An 18,973-nucleotide genomic window follows, 5' to 3' on the forward strand; every position below is an offset into this window, starting at 1 on the left:
ACACCGATGCCCATCGCACCATTCGACCACCTGCGGCTCCCCGTCGTGGCGGCCCCGATGTTCCTCGTATCGGGACCGGACCTGGTGGTCGCGAGCTGCCAGGCGGGAATCGTGGGATCGTTCCCCAGCCCGAACTGCCGCAGCACCGAGCAACTCGACACCTGGATGGGCAGCATCCGGGACCGGCTCGGTTCATCGGGGGCCGCGCCGTGGGCACTGAACCTGGTCACCCATCGCACGAACACCCGGCTCTCCGAAGACCTGCGACTGGTGGCCGAGCACCGCCCGGACATCGTGATCACGGCTCTCGGATCGCCCGCTCCGGTCATGGAGGTCGTCAAGTCCTACGGGGGCACCGTGATCGCCGACGTGGTGAATATGAAACTCGCCCGCAAAGCCGCGGAGGCCGGCGTCGACGGGCTGGCATGCGTATCCGCCGGAGCGGGCGGACATACCGGACACTTGTCGCCGTTCGCCTTCGTCTCCGCCGTGCGGGAGTTCTTCGACGGAATCGTGATCGTCGGGGGCGCGATCACCGACGGCGCGGGAGTGGCGGGCGCGATCGCCGCCGGCGCCGACCTCGTCTACATGGGCACCAGGTTCCTCGCGGCAGGCGAGAGCATGGCCCAACCCGAATACAAGCAGATGGTGGTCGATCACGGACCCGACGATCTCGTCGTCAGCGACGGCATCACCGGCACCCCCGCCTCGTGGCTTCGCCCCAGCGTCGTCGCCAACGGACTCGATCCGGACAACCTGGTCTTCAGCGCCGAGCGCAATTTCGACTCCGGATCGGCGGGGCCGGCCCGCTGGAAGGAGGTGTGGGCAGCAGGACAGGGGCTGCAGACGATCAAGGCCGTCGAACCGGTGGCCGACATCGTCGACCGCCTCGAAACCGAATATGTGGCGGCGGCCCGCCGATTCGCCTCGTTGGCGCCGGAAGCGGGCCCGACGACGGTGCGCTGACGGTCGGCCCGATACCGAGGCGACTGCCCGCACCGCACCTCGGCATCCGGGTTCCGACATCGTCGACGCGTCGAAGGCGGGTGAGCACCCGAACTAGAGTGTGCCGATATGGCAGGACAACCCGCGCACACCGAACTGCCGGTCGTCGGCGACAACGCGATCGCCGTCACGTTGGGCGCACTCGGCGACGAATGGAATCTCTGGATCCTGCGCTTCGCCATCGAAGGGTGCCGCCGCTACCGCGACTGGATCGCCCGTGGCGCGATCTCGAATTCGGTGCTCGTGTCCAGGCTGACTCAGCTCACCGAACTCGGGCTGTTCGAACGAGTTCGGTATTCGGACCGCCCGGCGCGCTACGAGTACGCGCTGACCGAGCGAGGGCGCGGTGTGTGGCCGATCCTGCTGGCCATGTGGGCGTGGGAGCAGTCCTGGGCGCCGGAGTCCGACGTACCGCTGCCGAATATGCGCCATCGCTCGTGCGGCGCGACGTTCACCCCGCTGCTCATCTGCGGCGCGTGCGGCGAATCGGCCACACGACACAACGTCTCGGCCACGCTCGGGCCCAGCGGCGACTGGTCGCGAAGCGTGCCCGCCTCGATCGGACGGCGCCGATCGGCCACCGTCAAACGCCCGTCGCAGATTCTGCCGCACACCATGGAGCTACTGGGCAACCGATGGTCGGCCGCGATGCTCGGCGCACTGTTCCTGGGCGCGACCAGGTTCGGTGAACTGTACGAAAGGACCAGCGCCCCACCGGCGATGGTCGCCGACCGCCTCCGGCGATTCGATGACCTCGGCGTGATCGAGTCGAGTCCCAATCCGGCCCGGCCGGACTGGGTCACCTACAGCCTCACCCCGAAGGGCGAGGCGTTCTTCCCGGTGATCGCCTTGATGATCGATTGGGGTCAGCGCTGGTTCCGCGCACCGGAGGGCCCAGCGATCGTCTTCACCCATCTCGTGTGCGGCAACGACTTTCACCCGCGCCTTGTCTGCGGCAACTGCGCTGAGGAGCTTCACGGCGAAGAGGTGCTGATCGAAACCCCGGCCGGGGGCACCGAACAGATCGCTCCCTGATCGCGCGACCGGTCCTCTTCACCCCTGTAGTCGGGCTCGTGTCGCTACAGGGTCGATCCCCAGAGCGAACAGCAGGGCGACGATCGGGTCGGGCCGGTCACGTTCCAGTAGCGCGACCAGCAGGTGCCTGGTCTCGATGCGGCGGGACTTCGCCGCGGCGGCCAGTGCCAGGGTGCGTGACAGGACCTCACGTGCCCCGGAGCTGAATGGTGGACGCTTGCCCGCGCCGGGCGCGGCGGTGGGCCGGAAGTCCCCGAGATCGATGCCGATCGCGGCCAGCGCCTGCCGGTCGAGCTCGTCGGCTGCCGCACGTGCCGTCTCGGCCGTGACGCCGAGCAGGTCGGCGCCAGCCGGTTCGTTCAGCACGGCAAACAGCAGGTGCTCGGTGCCGACCCGCCGATTACCACGCTGACGGGCCTCTTCCACGGCTTCTCGTACGGCAGAGCGCGGCGCCGCGGCGAACCGTTCGAACATCTCAGCGTCCCTTTCCGTATTTGGCGTGTATCGACTGCCGCGTTACCCCGAGTGCGTCGCCGATCTGTTCCCACGACCAGCCTTCACGTCGCGCGAGGTCGACATGTACGGCCTCGACCTGTTCCGCGAGGCGATGCAGGGCACCGACGGCGCGCAGCCCGACCGCGGGATCGGTGGACCGGATCCGGGTGGATAGGTCTTCGGCGGTCATGTTGTAAGTCTGTATTGACAATCGAAGCGTTGTCAATACAGACTTACGCAGTCCAATGATGTCAGTTCAAACTGACAGCCTGGAGGGGGCACTCATGCACACCGATGTCGTTATCGCCGGAGCCGGACCCACCGGGTTGCTGCTCGCCTACGAACTGGGCCTTGCCGGCGTGCCCGCCCTGGTGCTGGATCGGTCGCAGCGATCGGACGAGCAGCCTCGGGCGAACGGGCTGGTCGGTCGGATCACCCGCGTGCTCGCCTATCGCGGCTTGCTCGACGGCACATCCTTGCATCCCGTGGCCGTGCCCAGGTTCCCGTTCGGTCCGCTGACCCTGGAACTCGACAGGCTCGAAGCCAGCCCGCTGCACGTGCTGCCCATCCCGCAGCGCAACCTCGAAGAACTGCTGCACGACGCCGCAACCGGAATCGGCGCGACTGTGCGGCGTGGCCACGAAGTGATCGGGTTCGAGGACAACGGCGATGGGATCGCGGTCCGAGTTCAGGGCCCAACCGGCGAATACCGGCTCACAGCAAGGTATCTCGTCGGCTGCGACGGCGGGCGCAGTTCTATCCGCAAACACGCGGGCATCGCCTTCCCTGGCGTCACCAGCGACGAGGTCACCCGCATCGCACGGGTGACGATGCCGCCCGACAAGCTCGCCATCGCCGACGGAACACTGACGGCATGCGGCCTCCGACTGGCGCTGATGCGACCCAACCGCACCGCGACCGGCTCGATCACCATCACCCCCCAGTCCGTGCTCGCCCCCTCGGCCGACCCGGACGTGTACCTACTGGCCACCTCCGAACCCCGTCCGCCCCACCTGCCGGACGCACTGACCCCCGAGGAGTTGCGTGCCAGTGTCCGACGCGTGCTCGACACCGACCTGCCGATCACCGGCGCGCGCTGGCTGCGCAGCACGGTCGCCAACAGCAGACAAGCCGATACCTACCGGGCCGGGCGGGTCTTTCTCGCCGGTGACGCCGCGCACGTGTTCTCCGCGGGCGGCGCCGCCCTCAACACCGGGCTCCTGGATGTAGTCAACCTCGGCTGGAAACTGGCCGCCGCCGTACACGGCACAGCCCCGGCTGGTCTGCTCGACACCTATCACGCCGAACGCCACCCGGCCGGCCACCGCGCGATTCTTCACACACGGTCGCAGGCGGCCCTTTCGCTCTCGGGCGAGAACGCCGACGCACTGCGGGAAGTCCTCGCTCAACTACTGCGACACCCCGGCCCGCTGGCCCACCTTGCCGCACTCATGGAAGGCGCCGACGTTACCTACGGGCCCGGCCCGCTGGTCGGCACCTGGGCACCGGATACTTTGCGCGAGCACGCGGCGGCAGCGGTGGTCGAGCACCTGCGCGGCGGGAAGGCCGTCCTGGTGGACGGCACGGACCACGGGAAACTCGCCGCGACAGTCGAGCCTTGGGGGAAACGGCTCGACGTGGTCGAAACCCCCGGCTCCGGCCTGTCCGCACTGGTCCGCCCGGACGGATACCTGGCCTGGGCGGACGGCGCCGACGACGGGCTGGCCGAGACCCTCGCGAAGTGGTTCGGAACGCCATAGCCGCCGATCCCACGCGAGGCGCCGGCCGCCGGTCCGGATCGACCTCGTTGTCGACGTGGACCGGCACTGCGACTGTCGCGGCGCCGGGTGGTCCGGATCGACCACGCTGTCGACACGGCCGGGCACTCGACGTGCCCGCGACACTGCCACGGCCGGGCAGCGGAGGCTCAATTCACGATGATGACGTTGAACAGCACCCTGATATTGCTGTTCCAGCCGACGTGGTATCGCACCGTCATGGTGCCGTCGGCATGTCTTCCGTATCCGTCTCCAACATTTCACTGCCCCTTTCTCGGCCGAATCAATGTACGGAGTTATCCTCGCGCGTCGGCACGTCCGCCCGATTGCGTAATCCACTACCCGTTTCTCCCGGCGTGCGGAGTCGAATATTTCGCGAATTCGGGTAGTCGCCCACGCTATCGAGTTCCTTACGGCCGCTGCAGGATCGAGAAGTGCCGGATTACTCGGCGCGCCCCCGATCAGTAGCTCTAGATGGAGGAACGGCAGTGAGCGGATATTCCTTGCATATCGGATTGAACCAGGTCGATCCCGCCGCCTACGGCGGCTGGGACGGCGCTCTCACGGGGTGCGTGAACGACGCGAATTCCATGGCGGCGCTTGCCGCCGCGCAGGGATTCGCCACGTCGACGAAACTGCTCGACAGCGCGGCGACCTCCTTCGCGATCATCGGAGAAATCGCCCAGCTGGCGAACAACGCACAACCAGGGGATCTCGTTCTCGTCACCTATTCGGGCCATGGGGCCCAGACCTGGGATGTCGACGGCGAGGAGGACGACAGCCAGGACGAGACGTGGGTGGCGTTCGATCGCCAGATCGTCGACGACGAGCTGTATCAGATGTGGCGACAGTTCGCGGCGGGTGTGCGGGTCGTCGTGTGCTCGGACAGCTGTCACAGCGGATCGGTGGTCCGCGACGTCTTCACCCGCGACGCGCGAGCAGCGATCGTCGACGTGGCCGAACGCGCGTATGCCGACGATCCGGGCGGCCTCACCGTCGTTCATGGCAGCCCGAAGGCGATGCCGCGCGAAGTCCAGACCGAGGACAACAAGCGGCGCAGGCAGTTGTACTCGTTCGTTCAGCGGTTGAGTGGGCCGCAGGCGCGGGCCGATATCCGCGCGAGCGTGCTGCTGCTGGCGGGGTGCCAGGATTCCCAGCTGTCCTACGACGGACCGGTCAACGGACAGTTCACGGGGTCGTTGCTCGAGGTCTGGGGCAACGGCGTGTTCAACGCCGGGTATGCACAGTTCCACCGGCGGATCATGAATATCATGCCGCCCGACCAGGTTCCGAACCTGTTCACGATCAACGCGGGCGCCGATTTCATCGATCAGCGCCCGTTCACGCCGTAGTCGGCGAGGGTGCGGGGTAGGGCGCACCGACCCCGCACCTCCTCACGGGCGACGCCATTCGGCGGGCAGGACGATCGTGGCGACGAAGACGTTCCGCAGGCGCAGATCGACAGGCAGGTCAACGGCATCCGAGCCGATGAGATTCTCCGTCTCACGCAGACGCAGCCGCAGATGTCCGATCGGTCCGGGTAGCGGCAGCGGGGGGATCCGGCCGTCGGCCGCGCGCTCGACGGCATGCCCTGGCACCGGCCGCCACACCGGGAGATCCGGTTGCTCGGCGGGATCGTCGACGACGAGTTCGACCGCGTCGGGGGCGTGCGCCTGCGGGCAGGACTCGAGCAGTGCCTCCAGCCGATTCAGCGGATTCGGCGACGTACCGGTCACCGTGATCCGCAGATCGGCCCCGGCCCGTTCGACGACGACCTTCCGATCGGGCAGCAGCGGAACAGTTTCGGCGGCGACGAGCGGCGACAGGCTCATACCGTCGAGGCTGTCGCGCTGGTAGCGGGCGATTACCAGACGCACGAACGGGTTGTACGACTGCTGTTCCCGCGGCACAGCGATTTCCACGTCCGCGAACCAGCGGTCGCCGCCGGGTGAGACCGGATGGGGCGCGATCGTGACCGGCTGGCCGAGCTCCGGTACGACCACATCGACCGGTCCCGTCGACGCGGGGAACCACGCGGCCCGCGGGAACGGCTGGGTCGCCGGTGTGCCGAACAGCGGATCACGACCCATCCGGCTGACCGACTCGAGCACGGCGGGCGAAGGGGCGCCGTTCGGCGCGAGAACGACGGCCAGCTGCTCACCCTCCCCCGTCTCGTACCAGGGGCGCGCCACCTCGACCCGCAGCCGACCGCTCTCCCTGGTGAGCTCGACACGATCATCCCCGACACGTTCCCGGCGCCAGCCGAAGGCAGGCACGACGCCGAGCACCATCGGCGCGGTCGGTCGCGCGCAGGACGGAACGACGACCGGGGTCTGCGCGCGGGCGACGGCGAACGCGGACTCGGGTTCACCGGGTTTGAAGTATTGACGGAACCGGCTGACCGCGTTGAGCGTGTAGGTGATCGTGCGATGTCTGGTGTCGCCGAACTCCTGCCGAATCCGCACCTGCGGCGCTTCGCCGCGCGAGATCGTCTGGCTGTGCAGACGCGCGACACTCATCGGGCGGCTACCGGTGGTGGCCTCGGGTCCGGTATCGCTGATCTCGGTCCACGCGGCGGCCACTTCCAGGCGCCCGGTGCTGTCGGGGTCGAGACCGGCGTCCGGACCCGCGGGCGGGAACGTCGGTGTGAGCAGCACCGTCGGATCGTGCGGATTCCGGACGACGGCGGTCGAGGGCAGAGTCCACCGTGGTTCGCGCAGTGGACGTTTGACGGCGTGCACCACGGCGAGGCGAACCGGTGGGGTGACCGCGGGATTGCGGCCGAGTTTCGTGCTATCCGGCGAGATCGCCGGTTCTCCCGCACCGCCGCCTGCGAGGAAGTCACTGATGGCCAGGTGGTTGGACAGCTCACCGTCGAGGGTGGAGCTCAGCTCGATCGTCACTTCCTTCCCCTTGGCGAGGGTGACCATCAGCAGGTTGCCTTTCCACCGCACGGTGATCGGCGCCTCGCCGGAGTTCTCGTGCAGCTCGACAGTTTTGGTCACGAACTCCGGCCAGGCGGGAGCCCACGCGCTGTGGTCACCGATCGCGGCGGCGAGCCCCGCCTCGCCGGCGCGCACCTGGGCCCGCACTCCGCTGGCGACCGGGTCCGGCAGGCCCGCGCCGCTGCCGTCGGCGTCCATCGCACGCTGTGCCAGCCGGAACGATTCCTCGTCGGTCATCTCGTCGAGCACCCGGTGCTGTTCGATCAAGGAGAACGGCGCGGACGGCGGCCGCAGGGTGCGCGCGTCGATCGCCGGATAGTCCGGGTCCGCGGCGTGGATCTGATCGACGGTCCGGTCGAAATCGCTGCGAATCACCAGCCTCGTGACCGCCGCGCCCGGCGCGAACGCGGCGGGTCCGTGCACGTCAGGCGGTGGTACCGGATCGTGGCGCAGGTAGCTCACCCCGGCGCTGGCGACCGTGGAGTCGGCCAGTTCCGCGGCGGTGAGGCCACCGCCCGCCATATCCGCGATCCGCACACGCATCTGATAGAGGTCGGCGAAGCGCAGGGCGGGCATACTTCGCGGCGGAACCGCGAAGGCCCACCGGAAGTCGAACGGCAACGGCTGGGCGGGATTACGGACCGGACCGGTCGTGTCACCGCGTAGGTTCGGCGACGGCAGCGCCAGACTCCAGCCGTCCCAGCGCAGCACGACCTCGTCGGCACGCAACTGCCCATCGGCGCCCCGCACCGCCGCGAACGGCTTGACGTGCCCTTCTTCTCGCCCGGAGGCGATGTCCACCCCGTTGACGCGATAGTCGGCATCGCGTTCGCACACCGACAGCCACGGTGTCCCCTCACGGCGGATGTCCACGCGGTAGCCGAGCACGAGGTCCTCGGCCGAGAACACGGCATCGCCGATGGCGCGGGCGCGGCGGCGGCCCGCGCCGCTTCGCGCGGCGAACTCGCGTGCGCGCCCGGGCCGGATCAGCGCGATCCCGGTGGATCGGACCGGCGGCATGGTGGCGTTCTCCGGCGGGTTCAGGGCGAAATCGTGTGCTGCTTGCCGGAATCCGTCCGCACCGCCGTCGATGTCGAAGGTGGCGATCGCCCACCGTCGCGGGGCGGCGGGGGCGGCCGGATCGGTGAGCGAGACCGAGTCTGAGAGGTCGAGTAGTCCGGCCCGGATGCCCGATGACCCCTCCGCGTTCGGGGCGGGCCGGAAGCTCGTCGCGGTGAGTTCGTAGCGTGTCCACGGGGACGTGACGAGGTTGCGCAGGAACGGCGGATCGACGCAACGAACGCTGACCAGCGCGGTCCCCTGGTCCAGATCCGTCGCGTCGCAACGCAGTTCGAAGATCAATCCCAGTTCGAGCAGGACGGCCGGATGTTCACGCAGGTTCGAGACCGTGCGGTGGAAGTCCGCGACGACAGGTGGCGGCGGTTCGATGTCGTCCGAGACCGGTGGTGTCGCGGCGTCGTCCCATCCGGCGATCTGGTCGCGAACCGTCGCCTCGGTCTCCTCCGCTGTCCGTTCGGCCCCGGTCCGGGTGATGGTGCGCAGTGTCGCGGCGACCTTGCGCGCGGCGCCGGAGGTGTCCGAGACCAGGGGTGGCCGCACCGTCCGGTCTTCCCACTGCCGCACGAAACCGGCCTCACCACCGAAGAATTCGGTCCACAGCCGCGACTTCGCCCGTGCGACGAGGCGCGGTGACCGACCGATCACCCGCTCCCCCGCCGCGGTGCGCACCCGCAGTTGGAAGCCAACCTGCTCGGCGAGGATCGACGGCCAGTCCTGGAGCCCGAAGTCGCTCAACACGCCCTCGGACAGCCTCGGCACGACCAGCACCCGCAGGGACAGCTCCGTGCCCTCGCGACCGTCGGGCACAGCGACCCACAGTATTTCGCTCATGACCGGCTCACCTCGTAGACTCGCGCGACATCGTCGGTGCAGGCGCCCACGATGATCCGGCGATCGCTCCCGGACGCCAGGTGACTCATCGGCATCGGATGCAGGAACCGGTCGATCTCGCGTCCGGTGACGAGGTCGACGACCGCCATCACCGCGTCGTCGGCGGACACGATCAACGCGCCACCCACCGCGAACACCAGGCCGTTGACGGCGGCCCTGGCCGTGAGACGGTGCACCAGGACTTCCCGGTCGCCATCGATGCGCCAGATGTCGACAGTCTTGCCGGTGCCCGCGGTGGCGAGCAGGGTCGCGTCCGCCGACAGCGCCAGAACCGTCACCGGTCCTGGATGCTCGATCCGCAACCGGCGTTGTCCGGCGGCCGCGTCGATGACCAATGCACTGCCGTCCTCGCTCGCGGTGACCAGTGTCTGGGCGCTGACCCGAAGATCCCGGATCTTGGCGTCGTGCTCGAACGGCGGACGCAGTTCGTCGCCGGTCGACCCGGACAGTATGCGCACCTTGCGATCCAGCGCCGCGGTCGCGACCCAGGCGCCGCCGGGACCGACCGCGACGTGGGTGACCGCCAGCGGATGCTGGTGCGACCAGAGCGCGACCCCCTCCTCGGGGTCGGCGCCGCCGGGTACCCGGTCGAACAGCCGCGCCGTTCGGTCGGCGCTTGCGGTCGCCACCCGGGTTCCGTTGTCGCTGAACGCCACCGCGTTGACCGGCCCGTTGTGGCGTGCGGTCCAGCGCGCGCCGGTGAGTGTGTCGAAGTGCCTGCAACCGCCATCGCTGCTTCCAGTGACGACGCTGTGCCCGTCGGGGCTGACCGCGACGGCGCTGATCGGGCCGGGATGGACGCGTTCGAGCATGAGCTCGCCGCTGGTCGCCCGGAACACGACGAGCCGTGATTCGGCCGCCGCCGCGACGATTCCGGCGGGACCGTCGCTCGCGGCCACCGCGGCGATGCGGGCATGGCAGTCGCGCCGGGAACGCGCGGGCGTGCCGAGTTCGTAGACGCGAAGACCGTTCTCGCCGCCCGCGACGACACGCGAGCCGTCGCCGGTGACCGCCAGGTCGGCGACGTCTCGCCCCGGATCGGACCAGACGACCGATTCGCCGGTGGTTTCGATGACGCTGACACCTGCGCGTACGGTCTCCGGCGGTGCGGGTGGTACCGGGACGTTGACCACCAGCCGCTTGCCATCGGGGAGGAATTCGGCGGTGAAGGCGAAAAACCCGTTCGCAGGCGTCGGCAGCCGACGCCGCACACTGCCGTCCAGCACCGACAGCAGTGCCACATCCTGGTTTCCGACCCGCATCAGCGTGCTGCGGTCGGGACCGAAAATGAGGGTGTCGAACCATGTGGTGGTGTTCGCCAGTTCAGCGGCGGCGACCGCCCCGCGCACGACGGGCGCCCCGTTGGCGTCGGCCTCCAGCTCGTAGGTCGTGATCTTCCCCCACGTTGAGCTCGCGAAGATCACCGCGTCGCCCCGCTCGGTGAACACCGCCGCCGAGGGGATGCCCGTATGGTCACCCGACTGCCATCGTGGCGCTCCCGTGAGCACGTCCACCAGAGACGGGCAGCCCGTGCACAGCAACGTCGAGTCGAAGCGGAAGCGTGGCCGCGCCATCGCATTGCCCTGCTCGTTGAGCAGTGCGCCGCTGACCGCGTCGAGCACGAAGCTGTGCGCCGATTCGTCGCTTCGGACGCCGACGACACCCAGCCGCGTGCCGTCCGGGCTGAGCTGGAAGAAGCCACCGCCACCGAGGGTCCAGATCTGCTCGCCGGTCGCGGTCCGCAACAGCACGATCCGCAGCTGCGCGTCCTGATCCTGGATCGAGACCGCGACCGACTCACCATCCGGGGTGAAGACGGCATCGAAGCATCGCGTGCCGGGCTTGGTCCAGGCAGGCTGCCCGGAGGACCCGTCGATCACGCTGATGCCCTGCGGGGCATTATTTCCCAGCCAGGGTGCGTTCCACCCGGTGCCCGCGAGGATCCATCTGCCGTCATGGCTCGTCGCCACCCGGCCCACCGGATGGGTGAGCTCGGCATCGAGCACGACGCGGAAATATTCGGATTCGTTCATCGTCACTCTCGCCCCACTCCTGCGAACGCGGCCCGATACGCGAGCCATCGAGCCATTGCCGTGTCACGGTCACGCAGAGCCGGCCTGCGCGCCGCCCCGCCCGCGAGCACCCATTCACCACTGTCGATTTCCACACTGTCCGACCAGAGGGTCAGGTCGACCTCGATGACCAGGGTCGCCCGGCCGACCAGCGCATTGCGCTCGGACCGGTAGGTCAGCGAGAGACAGAGCTCGATCGAGACGCTGATCAGGCCGAGTACCTCGACGCAGCCCCCGATGCGCAGGTATCCGCACAGTGTCACCGCGCCGCTGCGCTCGAGGGTGAAACGAACCCCGCCGAGCGCGTGCACTTCGCCCGAGGCGACGACGAAGTCGACCGCGACGAAGGCTCCGAATTCCAGGGCCGCCTCGAGTCGCCGCAGGCCGTCTCGATCGAGATGGATCTCGAGATACCCGCCACCGCCGAACATCATCACGCTGAGCTGGAACGGGTTGACGCGGCTGGCGAATCCGAACGTGAAGCCGACCGGATCGCCGTTGAAGGGAATGTCGATGCCCGCGGTGAGCGCGATGTTGCGCATGACGAACGCACCCGCTGTCACCGGCGGCAGCGGAAGCGCGTAGCGCACCACGATGCCGCGAGTGGATATGTCGAGCATCTTGCCGGTGTCACCGAGCTTCACCAGGTCCTGGAGTTCCTTCAGCAACGTCAGCTCGCCGACGAATTCGACGCCGACACCGTCGACGGTGACGTCGGGCGCGGAGCCGCCTCGCTGCGTGAAGGTCAGCGCCGCGAAGGTCAGGCGCAACACCCGCTTGGGCCCCGGTGGCAGCTCGAGCGTGAAATCCCTGACCGAGCAGACGGTTTCGTTCTTGTCGGGCGCGGCGAGGACGGTGAGATCGAGCCGCGTGCCGGGACGGGCGACGAACGTGCCCGCCGAGCGCAAGGCGATATCGCGCCACTGCATGCGGACCTCAGGCGGCGCACCGACTCGGGGCACGGCGGTGATCTCCGGTGGCTGGCGCAGTTGCGTCAGCAGCGTTTTCAATGGAAAGCCCAGCAGTGACGCCCGATCCGACGGGAACAGCGCGGCCGGGTCGATCAAGCCGGTGGCGGGGTGCGGCAGGGCTTGCAGGTTGACCGGGCCGAAGGTCCGCGAGATCGCGTTGGCGGTGTACTTCGGGGCGAGCAGGCCACCCGATCTCTCAGCGTCGCGGGCGAAGTCGATGTCGCGGGTCTGATTAGACACCATCTCCAGCAGCACGTCGGCGGTGCCGTCACGTAAGTAGTTCTCGGACAACCGCACCGAGGTCAGCTGGGCGTCACCGCGCAATACCCGCAGCGCGGGCAGGGCGATCTCGAGCTGGGCCAGTCCCGCGCGATATCCGTCGCCGAGCGCTTGGCTCGCGATGCCCGCGATCGTCACCCCGTGTACTTCGTGGATATCACCGCGGGCTCGCCCACCCGCATCGGCCAGGTCGATCGGTGTCGGCGCGAACCCCACCGCCACCGCGCCGTAGTCCACGGAAAGCCGTTGGGCCAGTCCCGGATCGGTGAGCGAGGTCGATCCGCCGCCGAGGGTGATCTCGGCGACGAACAGCAGCGGCAGCCCGAAGGTGACGACACCGGTACCGGTCGTGCACCGGACGGGGAACCGCACAGGCGCCCCGGCGGTCGTGATCGGCCGGAAGTGCGTGGCCTGTTGACCGACTCCCGGTAACGCGGTCCGCTGCCAGCCCGCACCGGGAACCGCGGAGTCGGGCGAGGCGATGTCGGTGAACGTCGTCTGCTCGATCTCGATATCGCCGAGCGGGAACCGACGACGTGATCCGGGGTCGTCGGGTTGGCGCCGCACCGGCTCGAGAATGGTGAGCACGCCGACCCGGCGAAGCACCGCGGCCCCGCCCGCCGTGGCGTCGGAGTCGAATTCTCTTGTGACCACCTGGAGATATTCGGCCCGATGGCCCAGCGGATACATCACGCCCTGGAATCGTGCGCGAACCAGCATGTCGCGGCCGAGCACGGTGCGTTGCTCCCACTCGAAGCCATCCCATACCCCCTTGGCGTTCATGGTGCCACCGAGAGTGCTGAGTTCCAGCCGGGTCGCGGTGGCCGGTCGCGCGTTCGTCTCCGCCACCAGTCGCGTGCGCGCTGCCAACGACAGCCCCACCGTGTTGTCCGGTGCCGCCGGACCGAAGGTGGGATCGGCGGTGTTCGCGACGTCCGGGTCCGCGACCCGGACGGTGAGCCGTGCGTCCGAAAGTGTCAGCGCGGCAGGCGCATCGGCGTCGACGAGCCGGGTACGCCACATTCCGTACACACCGGTGGACGAGGGAGCGCCGGAGCTGTGTCTGCAGACGACCACGCCGCCCGGTGTGCGGGCGCCCGGCGCCAGGACCGTGCGCCACGGGATCTCGAGCGCGGTCTCCTCCGCCGTCGGCACCGCCTGCGGCACCGCGACCGGCAGGTTTCCCACCGCGTCGAGAATCCCGTTCACGGTCAACGGGATTCGACGGCCCGGCGATACCGCGACGACGATGCGGCTCGGCCCGGCGAGCACCCCGCGCCAGCCGGGCACGAACATGCCCGTCGTCCCCGCCGCCAGGGACAGCGGGGCGCGCGACTGCGGCGGTGAGCACTCCTCACCCACATGCTGTGGGGGAAACAGGAGGGTGAGGCGGGCCCGCTCACCCGCGGTGAGCACGCCGGTCCCGTCGGTGATGAAGCCCGACCAGCGAACACCGATGACCAGGTGGTCGTCCGGACGGACCAGCAACGCCTCTCTCATCTGCGGTCGCCTCTCCTCCACGCCGATTCGCGTCGGCCTAGTCGACGGCGACCGCCGCGGAACTGCTACGTCCGCGCGACGCATCGATGGGTGCGGCACGCAGCCCCTCGTCCGGCGGGGTGCCGTCCTGCCGGAACGTCACGGAGACAACCGCATCCGGATCGGACGCCTCCAGACCGAGGAAGGTCTGATAGAGATCGACGCCGGTGTACTGCCCGCCCGGCGCGCCGCCGATGATTTCGACCAGCGCGAGATGCAGGTGCGGGGGAATCCCGCCGAACCCGAGCACAGTCCCGAGGAAATCGCCCCGTGAGACCGTCGATCCCGGCCCGAGCCCGGCCGGAACATCGGTCAGGTGGGTGTAGAAGCCACCCATCATGTCGTTGGGCGCGCGCAGGAAAATCTGCGCACCGTATACCTTTCCGCTGTCCTGGGCGGGATCGTGCGGTTGATATCTGGTGATGTGGCCGTCGAATGCCGCGTACACCGCGGTGCCCGCGGCGCCGCCGAGGTCCATGCCGTACTGCACATACCAGTTCGGCCCCTGGTGACCCCCCTGGTTCGGGCCGCCGAGACCGTTGGTGAACCCGGACGGATCGACCGGTGCGGACATCTCGATCGTGAACGCGTCGCGCGAGCGTCGCACGGCGCGGGGACGGGCGACGCGCCGGAATGCCGGCAGCTCGGCGGCGATCTCCGGCGGCACATCCTCGGAATCCCAGGCGAGGCTGTCGCCTGGAACAGCTCCCTCGATCTCCTGGATCTTGTCCTGCACGACGAGCATCTGATCGTCGTCGAGATCCCCGATCCGCGTGCCCACGGAGATACCCAGTGCGTCCGCCACCGCGTTCGCGTAGGTAGCCGGATTGTTGCCATCCGACGCCGGCGCATAGCGGGCGAAGGCGTCCAGGATCGACAGATCGCGGTAGGACGCCGAGCGGAGCAGCTGCGCGATCGCGAAGTACCCGGCGCCCCAGGTCGGGAAGATCAGGAAGTTGTGCCAGTTGAACTTGCCCGGATACTGGCCGTAGTCGGGACCGCCCGGCATTCCGGTGATATTTCCCGGATTGTTGTTCAGCCACGCGAAACTGCCTTCGTGGTTGCGCATATGCGGTCGGCCGCGAGCGATCTCGTCGGCATGGATCACATAGTTGAAGATCTCTTTGCCGTGCCCGCCGTAGTCGGTGGGGTCGTTGGGGTTCACCCCGGGGAACCAGGTCGTCCGCGGGATGTTCTTGTCGAGCGACATCCTGCCGTTCCAATACCAGACGTGATCGCCGAGTTCGAGTGTCATCTTCCACCTACCTGTTTCGAGTGATTACTCTGAGAAATTCGAATAGCGTTGTCGCTCAGGCGGACAGCTGCTGTCCGATCGTGGCGGCCACCGCGGCATGGGCGAGGTATTCGGCGATGTCGTGTGCCCGCTCCTTGGGGTTCTCGACCGGGAGGTCTGCCAGCTCGGGCCCCCAGACCTGGCGCAGGGGGCAGCCGATGGCGATCGGGTCACCGGCGTACCAGGTGTTGAGCCATTCGCCGACGCGTTCCGGCCTGCTCGCGACGCCGCTCAGCAGCTTGCGGTACACCCCGTCCAGACCGAGCGGGCTGCCCGCCGTCACGAGCAGGCTCACGTTCTGTTCGCGCGGCAGCTGGGTGAGCAGATCCATCGCGACGACGGTGCCGAGGCTGTGGCTGACGAGGATCAGCTCGCCGCCGACGGGCACATCGGGGAGCACGGTGTCCAGCACGCCCTTGCGGACCCGCTCGTCGTCGAGATAGGCGGCGACGTCCTTGAAGATGGCCCCGATGAGCGCTGAGTCGAGGCCGCTGCGGGCGGCGATCCAGCTGAGCTGGTCGTGCAACCGTCCCAGCACGACCGCGCCGATCCCGCCGAAGAGTTCCCACGCCTCCGGGTCGGCGGGCAGTTCGTCGGCGGGCAGTTCGTCGGCGCGCGGCATCCCGGCGCGGTGCGCCGCCTCGGCGACGAGATTCTCGTAGAGTGCCGATCCCGTGTCGGCGGCTTCGCGCGGGTCCACGCTCGCGGCGAGCTGGTCGCCGTAGAAGGGGAAGTACACGTCGACGGGATCGATCGGGCGCAGGTCGGCGAGGGTGAGCCCCTTGTTCAGTCCGGCCGTCCAGCTACGGCGCAGCTCGGTCGGATCGCGGCCCTGCTGCCCGCGCCCGTGCAGGAACAACACGCTGCGGCGACCACCGAACGCGGCCGGCCTGCCCCGCAGACCACGCACGAGGCTCTCGGCGGCCGGAACTCGTTGCGGCACCGGTGTTGTCACCTCGGCGACGGCGGTGTCGGCGGGCAGGTCCGCCGCGGGCCCGAGTTCGTCGAGCAGTGCGCGCCGCGCCGAATAGAACTGCCGGGATCCCAGGTCGCGCAGCAGCACGCTCACCCGGGTGCCCTCGTTGGCGATCCAGTCGATCGCGTCGTCACCGTCGCCGGATTGCCATAACTTGCCGTCCTTGCGCAGCACCCTGCCCTTGTCGTCCTTCTTCGGGACCCCGGCGTGGTGCAGCGCGACGATCTCCCACTGGTCGTTGAAGACCGGCGAGCCCGAGTTCCCCGGCTCGGTGTCGGAGCTGTAGTGCAGGAAGTGGTCGAGTTGCAGGTCGAGCCGGTTGTCGCGGATCGAGATCTCCTTGAGCCGCCCCGAGGGATGCCCGACAACGTTCATCGCCTCACCGATCACGATCTTGCCCGGTTCGGCGATCAGCGGATTCCAGCCGAACCTGGTGCCGGGCGCAACGCCGTCCGGCCCCGGCGCCACGCGCACCAGCGTGTAGTCGAGATGTTTGTCGGTGACGAAGAAGTCGGCGGGCGCCAGCCGGTAGCGCACGGTGGCGTTCGGCACGTTATCGATGTCGACCTCGGCGCCGAACTCGAGCACGACCGACTCCGCCGCGTCGGGCGTGGGCAGCACATGATTATTGGTGAGCAACAGCTGCGGCGACACCATCGAACCGGTGCCCATCGGCACCTCACGACCGTTGTCGGCCAATGAGATCCGTGCGACCGCGACCGCGGCGCGGGTGCCGCGAGTCAGGAAGTTGGCGGCCTGCAGCTCGTTGGCGAAGCCGATGACACGCTCGAGCGAGCGCATGCTGTCGACCGGATCCTGCCTGCCCAGGTCGATCACCGCCTGCGCGGGGACTTCGCCGGTGACGAGTAGGCGGTCGGCGCGGGCGAGGATCTGTTCCTTCGTGTCGACGACATCGGACTCGGTCGCTTCACGCAGGCGTGTCACCTCGTCGCGTTGCGCGGCGGTGTCGGCGAATCGCCGCGATGCGGCGTCCATCTGTTCGCGCCATGCGACGGTGCGTGTTCGACTGTCGGTATTCATGGGTCGCCTCTCCAGGAGAGTGTGTGCTGATGTACTCAGCCTGGGCGCGAGTGCGGTGCCGATCACGAGTAGTGGACCACTCGACTTTCCACGACCGGCGCGGCGATCGCCGCCCCTGTTATCGCCCCGACCAGGAGGTATAGGTCCTGTCGTCGTTGCCGGCAATGACCGGGTTCCAAGAATCGGTGCGCCGCGCGAGCGCGGAAACCCCTGCGGTAGGCGGGAATACGCCGCCATATCGCGCCAGGGGTCGCCGACGCCCGATCACGCCGGGTATATCGTGTGCGCGGCATTCACATCGCCCGCCGAGAGCGCGGTGCGCTGTCCCATCGTCACACCGGGCGGCACGGTGACGCGCGCAACGATGGTCGGCTGCCCGTTGTTGCTGAAAGCCGTTGCGGGGTAATGCATGATCGAGCCGAAGTCGTAGCCGCCGACATCATCGCCGTCGGTGATGTGCTGGGCGAAGTTGTGCCGATAGGCCGGGTCCACATTGGCGAGGCGCACCTCCACGAAGGTCCCCCTGTCCTCTCTGCTCTGTTCGTGCCAGAGTCCGAGCGCATGCCCCATCTCGTGCACCACCGTGCCCGTGGGCGCGCCGCTGGTGAGTTCGATCGTCTGCTGTCCGCCCTGTCTGCCCACCGGCGAGCGGCTCGCCGTGCTCGGCACGAACCGCACGAAATCGTTGTGGACGCTGGTGCGCGGGATGAACCGGATCCTGGTGCGCGAGTTCCAGTGCGCCACCGCGTCGGTGACCCGCTGCCGCGAGGGCAGCGCCGGGTCGATGTCGTAGGGGACGACCGCGTTCGGCCAGCGGAAGTTCGCGCCCGAGATCACCGCGCCTTCCTGATTCCGGCGGGCCTCGATCTCGTCGAGGGTGCCGAGGACGATGTCGCCTTCGAAGATCGCGAGATCGTCGACCGCCGCATAACGCAGTTCGCGCACTCCGTGCTCGACGCTGCCGATCAGTGTGGAGCCCGCATCCGGGCCGGAGTGGAATTCGCCGGTGTCGTCCGTCGCGGTGGCCGCTGGAAAGGTGTTTTCGATGGTCATGGGAGTTGCGCTTCCTCTGTCGGGTCGACGACGTCGGATGATCCGTCGCCTGTCCAAGGAAGCGTGAGCCGATGACACCGCGCTCGCGCGCGTAGCGCGTTACCCCATCCGCGATACGGGGATCTCCACGCCGCCTACCTGCCCGTGTGCGGGCACGGGTATCGACTGCGTGGACACCAGATCCCCCGCCGCTGGTACACCGTCGCGGGCGAGATCGACCTGACAGGCCAGCGACAGCGCGGTGCCGACCGGGCTCTCGGGGGCGCTCAATTCGAACGGGTGCCGCACGCCCGGCCCGACCGCGGCGCCGCCTGTCTCGACAACGGCGATCAGCGGTGCCGCCCCGTCGGCGTAGGTGACGTCACGCAGCTCGACCGTGATCCGAGCCGTGGTCCGCGGGCACTCGGACGGCAGCACGACGAAACCTCGGATCCAGCGCGTGGGGACGTCCACTCCCTCCAGGGTAGGCACTCGATGTGGTGTCGGCCCGCCCGCGCGGCACGCACCGGCCTGGTTGCC

The 18,973-nt window shown here is 68.6% G+C and carries 13 protein-coding genes; 4 read left to right on the forward strand and 9 right to left on the reverse strand.

The features are described from left to right. The first annotated feature begins 6 nt into the window (after positions 1-6). Both ABZS43_RS11730 and ABZS43_RS11735 read left to right on the forward strand, forming a co-directional pair. The gene (locus tag ABZS43_RS11730; protein WP_355035812.1) at positions 7-966 is read left to right on the forward strand and encodes a nitronate monooxygenase; all 960 of its coding nucleotides are present in this window, start codon (positions 7-9) and stop codon (positions 964-966) included. 108 nt (positions 967-1,074) lie between these two features. Then, the gene (locus tag ABZS43_RS11735) at positions 1,075-2,040 is read left to right on the forward strand and encodes a helix-turn-helix domain-containing protein (RefSeq protein WP_355035813.1); all 966 of its coding nucleotides are present in this window, start codon (positions 1,075-1,077) and stop codon (positions 2,038-2,040) included. An 18-nt stretch (positions 2,041-2,058) separates the two neighbouring features. On the opposite strand, the gene ABZS43_RS11740 is transcribed toward ABZS43_RS11735, so the two are convergent. Together ABZS43_RS11740 and ABZS43_RS11745 are read right to left on the reverse strand one after the other, a co-directional pair. Further along, the gene (locus ABZS43_RS11740; RefSeq protein WP_355035814.1) at positions 2,059-2,514 is read right to left on the reverse strand and encodes a Clp protease N-terminal domain-containing protein; all 456 of its coding nucleotides are present in this window, start codon (positions 2,512-2,514) and stop codon (positions 2,059-2,061) included. 1 nt (position 2,515) lies between these two features. Continuing rightward, complete coding sequence (locus tag ABZS43_RS11745) at positions 2,516-2,725, reverse strand: helix-turn-helix domain-containing protein (RefSeq protein WP_355035815.1); 210 nt, start codon at positions 2,723-2,725, stop codon at positions 2,516-2,518. Positions 2,726-2,819: 94 nt separating this feature from the next. Here ABZS43_RS11745 and ABZS43_RS11750 point away from each other — a divergent pair, with 94 nt between their 5' ends. Then, positions 2,820-4,295, forward strand: a complete 1,476-nt coding sequence (locus ABZS43_RS11750) for an FAD-dependent monooxygenase (protein WP_355035816.1) — start codon at positions 2,820-2,822, stop codon at positions 4,293-4,295. Positions 4,296-4,801: 506 nt separating this feature from the next. Further along, complete coding sequence (locus tag ABZS43_RS11755; protein WP_355035817.1) at positions 4,802-5,665, forward strand: caspase family protein; 864 nt, start codon at positions 4,802-4,804, stop codon at positions 5,663-5,665. Between the two features lie 42 nt (positions 5,666-5,707). On the opposite strand, the gene ABZS43_RS11760 is transcribed toward ABZS43_RS11755, so the two are convergent. From ABZS43_RS11760 to ABZS43_RS11790, 7 genes are all read right to left on the reverse strand, one after another. After that, the gene (locus tag ABZS43_RS11760) at positions 5,708-9,169 is read right to left on the reverse strand and encodes a hypothetical protein (protein WP_355035818.1); all 3,462 of its coding nucleotides are present in this window, start codon (positions 9,167-9,169) and stop codon (positions 5,708-5,710) included. Continuing rightward, positions 9,166-11,262 carry a hypothetical protein gene (locus ABZS43_RS11765; RefSeq protein WP_355035819.1) on the reverse strand — a complete coding sequence of 699 codons (2,097 nt, stop codon included), beginning with the start codon at positions 11,260-11,262 and terminating at the stop codon, positions 9,166-9,168. The genes ABZS43_RS11760 and ABZS43_RS11765 overlap by 4 nt, the downstream gene beginning before the upstream one ends. Before the next feature lie 2 nt (positions 11,263-11,264). After that, positions 11,265-14,051, reverse strand: coding sequence for a hypothetical protein (locus ABZS43_RS11770; protein ID WP_355035820.1), 2,787 nt, complete (start codon positions 14,049-14,051; stop codon positions 11,265-11,267). Between the two features lie 37 nt (positions 14,052-14,088). Then, positions 14,089-15,345: a peptidoglycan DD-metalloendopeptidase family protein gene (locus ABZS43_RS11775; protein WP_355035821.1), complete on the reverse strand. Its 1,257-nt coding sequence runs from the start codon at positions 15,343-15,345 to the stop codon at positions 14,089-14,091. Between the two features lie 55 nt (positions 15,346-15,400). Further along, the gene (locus ABZS43_RS11780) at positions 15,401-17,401 is read right to left on the reverse strand and encodes a serine protease (protein WP_355035822.1); all 2,001 of its coding nucleotides are present in this window, start codon (positions 17,399-17,401) and stop codon (positions 15,401-15,403) included. Positions 17,402-17,665: 264 nt separating this feature from the next. Then, a complete protein-coding gene (gene legP / locus ABZS43_RS11785; protein ID WP_355035823.1) occupies positions 17,666-18,454 on the reverse strand; it encodes a Dot/Icm T4SS effector Zinc-dependent metalloprotease LegP in 789 nt (262 codons plus the stop codon). Between the two features lie 99 nt (positions 18,455-18,553). After that, positions 18,554-18,871: a hypothetical protein gene (locus ABZS43_RS11790; protein WP_355035824.1), complete on the reverse strand. Its 318-nt coding sequence runs from the start codon at positions 18,869-18,871 to the stop codon at positions 18,554-18,556. Positions 18,872-18,973: the final 102 nt, after the last annotated feature.

It is taken from the genome of Nocardia sp. NPDC005366 (assembly GCF_040606855.1).
Lineage (GTDB): Bacteria > Actinomycetota > Actinomycetes > Mycobacteriales > Mycobacteriaceae > Nocardia.

Coding starts and splice junctions, on each gene's coding strand:
- ABZS43_RS11730 (WP_355035812.1), top strand. CDS start 7: ATGCCCATCGCACCATTCGACCACCTGCGGCTCCCCGTCGTGGCGGCC.
- ABZS43_RS11735 (WP_355035813.1), top strand. CDS start 1,075: ATGGCAGGACAACCCGCGCACACCGAACTGCCGGTCGTCGGCGACAAC.
- ABZS43_RS11740 (WP_355035814.1), bottom strand. CDS start 2,514: ATGTTCGAACGGTTCGCCGCGGCGCCGCGCTCTGCCGTACGAGAAGCC.
- ABZS43_RS11745 (WP_355035815.1), bottom strand. CDS start 2,725: ATGACCGCCGAAGACCTATCCACCCGGATCCGGTCCACCGATCCCGCG.
- ABZS43_RS11750 (WP_355035816.1), top strand. CDS start 2,820: ATGCACACCGATGTCGTTATCGCCGGAGCCGGACCCACCGGGTTGCTG.
- ABZS43_RS11760 (WP_355035818.1), bottom strand. CDS start 9,169: ATGAGCGAAATACTGTGGGTCGCTGTGCCCGACGGTCGCGAGGGCACG.
- ABZS43_RS11765 (WP_355035819.1), bottom strand. CDS start 11,262: ATGAACGAATCCGAATATTTCCGCGTCGTGCTCGATGCCGAGCTCACC.
- ABZS43_RS11770 (WP_355035820.1), bottom strand. CDS start 14,051: ATGAGAGAGGCGTTGCTGGTCCGTCCGGACGACCACCTGGTCATCGGT.
- ABZS43_RS11775 (WP_355035821.1), bottom strand. CDS start 15,345: ATGACACTCGAACTCGGCGATCACGTCTGGTATTGGAACGGCAGGATG.
- ABZS43_RS11780 (WP_355035822.1), bottom strand. CDS start 17,401: ATGAATACCGACAGTCGAACACGCACCGTCGCATGGCGCGAACAGATG.
- legP (WP_355035823.1), bottom strand. CDS start 18,454: ATGACCATCGAAAACACCTTTCCAGCGGCCACCGCGACGGACGACACC.